Origin of the sequence: Sphingomonas sp. CCH5-D11 (genome assembly GCF_001557395.1) — a bacterium.
Classification (GTDB): Bacteria; Pseudomonadota; Alphaproteobacteria; order Sphingomonadales; family Sphingomonadaceae; genus Sphingomonas.
This window is the reverse complement of sequence record NZ_LSKH01000089.1, coordinates 23160-30049: the sequence shown is the minus strand read 5'-3', so window position 1 is coordinate 30049 and position 6890 is coordinate 23160. Positions and strand designations below refer to the sequence as shown.

Sequence of the window (6890 nt, the reverse complement as noted above, 5' to 3'; positions counted from 1 at the left end):
CCCGGCACCAGCCCCGGCGCCGACGCCGGCCCCGCTTGCGGGAGACTGGCGCGATTGGCCGCTGACGCCGGGCACATGGCGCTATGGTCGGGACGGGCGCGGAAGCAGGGCGACGTTCGGCGCGGACGGCAGTGGGGCGCGGCTGACCCTCCGCTGCGACACCGCCTCACGCGCCATGCTGCTGTCACGCGCCGGTCAATCGCAGCAACCGCTGACCGTGCGAACGACCAGCACCACTCGCGCGGTGCCCGTGCGGCAGAGCGCCGGGCAGGCAGCCGAGGTCGAGGCGAGCCTGCCGGCGCGGGATCCCTTGCTTGATGCCATGGCGTTCAGCCGCGGACGGTTCGTGATCGAACAGCCGGGCGCCGCCACCCTCGTGGTGCCCGCCGACGCCGAGATCGGAAGGGTGATCGAGGATTGCCGCGCCTGATCGGCGGCAAGGCGGAAGAGAATCGTTCAAAACCGGTCATAAAACAAGGCTTGTTTCGCGATCGCACTACACGCACATTGCTCTCGTGGCCGGTCAGGCCACGCTCGTTATCAACCAGCGAAAGGAGGTGATCCGATGTCTCATGGTTCAGCAATGGGGTCGGTTCAGTTCGTTCGGGGGACGCGCTTCTGAAGATGTAGTGGTTCGGCGGGAGGTATCCTCCTCCAGTCAACGCCGAACCCTGTAGATTTCAGAGGCCCGCATGGTCTCCCGGGCTGGAGCTCTCCGGCCGCTGACCATGTTTAGGGGTTGTCGGACGGTCCTGCAGGATCGTTCGGCAACCTCTTCTCATATCTGGCGCATAACAAGCGCCTTCGGGCGACGTTGCGCGCCGCCGGCTTGGCAGGGCCCTTTCAGGGAGTGGCGCGGCGCTGGCAGGCAGGGTAATTCGCCGTTCGATGCCTTTGCTTCTTCTGATTGCCGCCCTGCTTGCAGCCCTCCCCGTCCAGGCCCAGCGCGCGGATCGACCGACACCCGGCTATGTTCGCGTCCGTCTGGAGACCGCGCTTGGCGTGATCGTGCTGGCGCTGGATGCGAAGCGGGCGCCGGCCACCACGGCCAATTTCATGAAATATGTCGACGACGGTCGTTTTGACGGGATTAGCTTTTACCGGGTCGCCCGCCAGAAGCAGGCGCCGCAATTCGGGTTTGTTCAATCCGGCATCCGCACGGACGCGCGGCGCTTCCTTGACATGATCCCGCACGAATCGACGAAGAAGACCGGGATCAAGCATCTCGATATGACGATCTCCATGGCGCGCCGCGGACCGCCGGGCTCAGCCAATGGCAATTGGTTCATCGCGGTCGGGCCGATGCCGTGGATGGACTGGAAGCCCGACAATCCCGGCTATGCCGCTTTTGGCAGGGTGGTTGCAGGGCAGGCCGTGGTGAAGCGCATTCTGGCGCAGCCGACCGGCGGCGCGATGAACGGGACGCTGTTGCTGAAGCCGGTGTACGTCAAGCGGGCGATACGGCTGGACGGCAAGTCGAAACCAACCGGCCGTCCGCGCCCCTGGCTGCTCGAAGGTCGCAAGGACGGCTGATCGCGCCGTGCAGTGCCGTACCGCGGATTGCCGGCCAGCGGCGCCGTGCGCGGCCCGTCAGAACGCGGGCGAATCAATCAGCGGCATATGCGCGCGAGAGAGGATCTGACGGCCGATGCGGCGGAAAGGCCGGGCGGCGATGACGAAGCGAGGGCGGCGGCGGTCACGTGATTGACGGGGAAGTGGCGTTCGCCTCGTCATTGTACACCTTGTCGAGGTAATAACCGGCCAAGGTGTAATGCGCCTTCACCGCTTCGGGCACCTCGGTACGCTGGGCCATTTCAAGCTCGGACTCGGCGCGCTTGTAGTAATATTCCTTATCGTCGTTCACCGAAATCACTCCATCTCCCGTCCCGATGCATAGGCGCCGGGCAGAAGTCATCAAATCAACTGGATTAACTCTTCAAGATCCGATGCTTGCGAGCAGCGATAGACTGCACTTCGCGCGCGATATACCCAATCCGTATCGCTCTTTTTGCCTCCCCAAAACAATTCGGCCCCGGCGCGAGAAACGACGGGGCTCGGTTGACGCTTGCGCCCGCAACGGGTTTGCAAGACGTTCATGTTGCTCGGTTTCACGCGAGCTTGGATCACAACCCGCGGTTTGCCGGTAAGTTCCTCGGCGCGCCGTGCCTCCCGGAGCTGCCATGTCATTGTTCGCCGTCCTGCTTGCCGCCCAGGCTGCCGCTGCGCCTGCACCCGTCGTTCCTGCGCGCATCACGCGACTGCTGGAGCGGACGCCGGTGATCGACGGACACAATGACCTCGCCTGGGAGATCCGCGAGCGGCACGACGGAAAGGTGGAGGACGTCGATCTGACGCGGGATACGGCGGCGCTTCCCTATCCCCTGCAGACGGATATCCCACGGCTTCGGCAAGGCGGCGTGGGTGGGCAATTCTGGTCCGTCTGGATCCCAGCCGCCGTGACGGGTCCGCGCGCCGTGGAGATGACGCTTGAGCAGATCGACGTCGTCCGCCGGGTCGTGGCGGCCAATCCGGGCAGTTTCATGCTGGTGAAGACCGCCGCCGACGTGCGCAGGGCACAACAGGCGGGCAAGATCGCGTCAATGATCGGGATCGAGGGCGGGCATCAGATCGATGGCCGATTGTCCGTGCTGCGCCAGATGAAGGAGCTGGGCGTCGGTTACATGACGCTGACGCATGGCAAGAGCATTGATTGGGCAGACTCCTCCACCGATGCACCGCGCGCCAACGGGCTGAGCGCTTTCGGCCGCGACGTGGTCGCCGAGATGAACCGCATCGGCATGATCATCGATGTCAGCCACGTGGCGGACACGACCATGGCGGCGGTGCTTGACCTGTCGAAGGCGCCGGTGATCGCCTCCCATTCCTCCGCGCGGGCGATCGCGAATGTGCCGCGCAACATTCCGGACGATCTGCTGCGGCGGATCGGCGCAGCGGGCGGGGTGGTGATGGTGAACGTCTACCCGGCCTTCCTGTCGACCGAATGGCGCGCGTGGGATCAGGCGCGTACTGCGTTCGGCAAGGCGCAGGGGCTGGCGACCGACGTCTACGGCGCCAAAGCACCCGCGCCGCTGATCGCCTGGGACGCAGCGCACCCTATGCCGCGCGTGACGGCAGCCACGGTGGCGGATCACGTCGAGCATATCGCCCGGATCGCGGGTAAGGGCTCCGTGGGTATCGGCGGCGACTATGACGGCATTGGCGGTACCGCGCCGGAGGACATGGGCGGTGTCGATGGCTATCCGCGGCTGTTCGCAGAGCTGGCGCGGCGCGGATGGAGCGATGGCGACCTGGCCAAGCTGGCGCAGGGCAATGTCCTGCGTGTGATGGAGCAGGTCGAGGCGGTAGCAGCCAACCAGCGCAACCTGCGGCCGGTCGACGCGATCGAACCCGACTGATCAGGAGCGCGGGATCCGGACTGCGGCTGGCGACGCAGTCCGGATGTGAGGAGCAAACCGTCTTGGCGCCCGGTCTGCGGCGTACCCCGGTTCAGAAACCGCTCAGCAGGCTGGCGACATTGGCGCCCAGCGCGTCCACCGCGTAGCCGCCCTCCATGACGATCACGGTTGGTAGCCCGAGGCCCGCGATGTCGCGCGCGAGCGTGGCATAATCCGGCGTTCTCAGGGCAAAGTGGCTGATCGGGTCACCCTCCCAAGTGTCGGCGCCGAAGCTCAGCACCAGGAGCGTCGCGCCAAACGTGGTGATCGCACCCAGCGCCTGCGCCTGGGCGGCGCGAAACGCATCGATTGTTGTTCCGTGGGGCAATGGCAGATTCAGCGTGGCGCCTGTGCCGTCGCCTTCGCCGACCTCATCGGCGTGACCCCAGTAGAAGGGATAATCGGTGGCCGGATCGGCATGGACGCTGGCGTAGAACACGTCGCCGCGTTCCCAGAAGATGTCCTGCGTGCCGTTGCCGTGGTGATAGTCGATGTCGAGGATCGCGACGCGCGCGTGCCCGGCGTCCCGCGCCGCCTGAGCGGCGATCGCCGCGACGTTGAGGTGGCAATAGCCCCCGCAATAATCGGCCCCGGCATGGTGGCCAGGCGGCCGACACAGGGCAAAGGCAGCACGTTCCCCGGCCAGCACCGCATTGGTCGCGGCCAGCGCGGACTGTGCGCTTCCATAAGCGCTGTTCCAGGTCGCCGGCGTGATCGGTGTGGTCGCGTCGAAGGCGTAACGGCCCATCAGCGCGTCGATCCGCTCCAGCCGCAAGGGACGGCGTCCGACGATCGGAAAGGCATAAGGGATCGGATCACCCGGTCGCCCGGCCGCAGCCCAGGCAGCAGGCGCTTCCTTCAGAAAGCAGACGTAATCCGTGTCGTGCACCGCGTGAATCGGCGCTTCGCCGTGGTCCGGCGGTGTGTCCGCGCCGCCGATGGCATGAAGGATCATTTCGGCGCGTGCAGGTATCTCGGCATAGGGCGTGAAGGCACCGTTGTGCAGTTCCAGGGCAGGGGCATGCGCCAGTTGATCGGGAGAGAAGAAGCGCTTCATCAAACCTTGTCCTCGCGTAGAAGATCAGTGTGAGTGCCGCGGTGGGGCGGTGTTGATCACACGGCATGCCGTGTCGCGAAGGCCATTGCCACGGACGCACGCATGGCTGGCTATCGCGCCGGCTCCACCATCAAACTGCCGGCGGGCAGCGGCCGGCACAGATCGCGTGACGGGATGTCGGGATCGAGCCAGGCGGCCCAGTCGCTGCGCCCAAGCACCACCACCTGCCGCGAGTGATAGGGCTGAATATCCGGCCCGGGCTCGCACGTCAGCATGGTGAACGCTTCGCCCACCTCCGCATCCCTGCGCCACAGGCCCGCGAGGCAGAACCAGCCATGGTCGACCAGACGGAACGCCCATTTATCCTTGCGCTTCGCCTTTGGATCGGCAGGCCTGGTGAACTCGTAAAAGGCGTCAACGGGTATCAGGCATCGCCCGCGGCGCAGATCACGGCCGTCCGAACGATAATTGTAGATCGGTCGACCGCCGGTTCCCGGCCAGCTCCAGCGGCGGGTGACGCACTCCGCCTGATCTCCCCGCTCATCGACCCCGCGAATGATGATGGTGGGATCGGTAATCCGAAAGCCGTCAAGCGGCGCCATGTTGGGCACGCCTTCGGGGAAGACGAGCGGGATTCGCGTCTCGCCCCAATCGTTGCGCAATTCACCGATAGCGATGCGGCGGGCGGCCTCGTTGCACATGCGCCGGAGGGTAACCGATCGGCATGACTGGCGCCAACCTTCCGCGAGGGAAGTGGCGCCAGCTCTCCACCGCTACTGTGCGGCGAGCGCCTCGGCGATCAGACGGCGGGTGTTCGCCACGCCATACAGCCTGATGAAGCTTCCCATGCGCGGACCCTGGCTGGAGCCCAGCAGGGTTTCGTACAGTGCCTTGAACCAGTCGCGCAGCTCGCCGAAGCCGCCGGTCTTGCCGATCTCGTATACCGCGTTCTGGATGTCCTCGGCCGATGCCTCCTCGCCCAGCGAGGTGAGATCCGCGTCCAGCCGCTGCAACGCTTCCACCTCAACTCCCTCCGGTGCACGGCGCCTCAGCGTGGGGGCGATGAAATCGCGGTGATAGGCAAGGGCATAGCCGATCATGCGATCAAGCTCCGGGTGCGCGGCCGCGCTCGCATCGGGGAGGTAGTTGCCGAGATACCCCCAGACCTGCTCCTTGGAGGCACCTTCGCCCATCACGCCGACGAGGTTCAGCAACAGGCCGAAGGTAACGGGCAGCGTTTCTGGCGGCACCTTTCCGCCGTGGATGTGGTGGACGGGATTGCCGAGCCGCTCCTTCCAGCCCTGCGCCGGGTAGTTCGCGCGGAACTGCCAGTAATCGTCCACCGCACGCGGGATAAGGCCGAGGTGAAGCGACTTCGCCTTCTTGGGCTCGCGATAGATGTAGAATGCGAGGCTCTCGTCGGGGCCGTAGGTCAGCCATTCCTCGATCGAAAGCCCGTTGCCCTTCGACTTGGAGATCTTCTCGCCCTTGGCGTCCAGGAACAGCTCGTAGATCAGCCCCTCCGGTCGCCGCCCGCCGAGCACCTGCGCGATCTTGCCGCCGAGCACGCCTGAATCAATCAGGTCCTTGCCGTACATCTCATAATCGACGCCAAGCGCGGCCCAGCGCATGCCCCAATCGGGCTTCCATTGCAGCTTGGCCTTGCCGCCCAGTATCGACTGTTCGACCGTCTGGCCTTCATCGACGAAGCGAATGATCCCCGCCTCGGCGTCGACGACCTCGACCGGCACCTGGAGAACGATGCCGGATGTCGGGCTGATCGGCAGGACCGGGGAGTAGGTAGCCTGCCGCTCGGCGCGGAGCGTCGGCAGCATGACGGCCATGATCTTGTCGTAATTGCGCAGGACGTCGCGCAGCTGCTCGTCGAAGCGGCCCGAGGTGTAGTATTCGGTCGACGACGCGAATTCATATTCGAAGCCGAAGCGGTCGAGGAAGTCGCGCAGCATCGCATTGTTGTGCGCGGCGAAGCTGTCGAACTTGCCGAACGGATCGGGGATGCGCGACAAGGGCTTGCCGAGATGCTGCGCCAGCATCTCCTTGTTGGGCACATTGTCGGGCACCTTGCGCAGCCCGTCCATGTCGTCGCTGAACGCGACGAGGCGGGTGGGGCGGCCGGTCATTTCCTCATACGCGCGGCGGACCATGGTGGTGCGCAGCACTTCCTGGAAGGTGCCAATATGCGGCAGGCCTGACGGGCCATAGCCTGTTTCGAACAGCATTGCCCCATCCGGCTTGCCATCCGGCCACCGCTTGAGGAGCTTGCGGGCCTCCTCATACGGCCAGGCCTTGGACTCGAGGGCGGCGGAGCGAAGTTCGTCGGTCATGATGGAGTGCGCCGTAGCGATGCGCTTGCCGGA

The 6890-nt window shown here is 65.4% G+C and carries 7 protein-coding genes; 3 read left to right on the top strand and 4 right to left on the bottom strand.

All coding sequences use genetic code 11. From position 1 onward, the window contains the following. A partial coding sequence (locus AX702_RS22445) for a hypothetical protein (protein WP_066777403.1) occupies positions 1–430 on the top strand: 430 nt, incomplete at its 5' end. 458 nt (positions 431–888) lie between these two features. Next, the gene (locus AX702_RS05930) at positions 889–1533 is read left to right on the top strand and encodes a peptidylprolyl isomerase (RefSeq protein WP_066777400.1); all 645 of its coding nucleotides are present in this window, start codon (positions 889–891) and stop codon (positions 1531–1533) included. A 163-nt stretch (positions 1534–1696) separates the two neighbouring features. On the opposite strand, the gene AX702_RS22440 is transcribed toward AX702_RS05930, so the two are convergent. Continuing rightward, a complete protein-coding gene (locus AX702_RS22440) occupies positions 1697–1864 on the bottom strand; it encodes a hypothetical protein (RefSeq protein WP_177179169.1) in 168 nt (55 codons plus the stop codon). A 316-nt stretch (positions 1865–2180) separates the two neighbouring features. On the opposite strand from AX702_RS22440, the gene AX702_RS05925 reads away from it, so the two are divergent. Further along, the gene (locus tag AX702_RS05925; protein WP_066777397.1) at positions 2181–3416 is read left to right on the top strand and encodes a dipeptidase; all 1236 of its coding nucleotides are present in this window, start codon (positions 2181–2183) and stop codon (positions 3414–3416) included. 91 nt (positions 3417–3507) lie between these two features. Here AX702_RS05925 and AX702_RS05920 read toward each other — a convergent pair whose 3' ends face one another. The 3 genes from AX702_RS05920 to AX702_RS05910 all read right to left on the bottom strand — a co-directional run bounded on the left by AX702_RS05920 (position 3508) and on the right by AX702_RS05910 (position 6857). Further along, positions 3508–4512, bottom strand: a complete 1005-nt coding sequence (locus AX702_RS05920; RefSeq protein WP_066777394.1) for a histone deacetylase family protein — start codon at positions 4510–4512, stop codon at positions 3508–3510. Between the two features lie 110 nt (positions 4513–4622). Then, positions 4623–5213 carry an SOS response-associated peptidase family protein gene (locus AX702_RS05915; protein ID WP_066777391.1) on the bottom strand — a complete coding sequence of 197 codons (591 nt, stop codon included), beginning with the start codon at positions 5211–5213 and terminating at the stop codon, positions 4623–4625. Positions 5214–5285: 72 nt separating this feature from the next. After that, on the bottom strand, positions 5286–6857 hold the full coding sequence (locus tag AX702_RS05910) for a lysine--tRNA ligase (RefSeq protein ID WP_066777388.1): 1572 nt from the start codon (positions 6855–6857) through the stop codon (positions 5286–5288). Positions 6858–6890 lie beyond the last annotated feature (33 nt).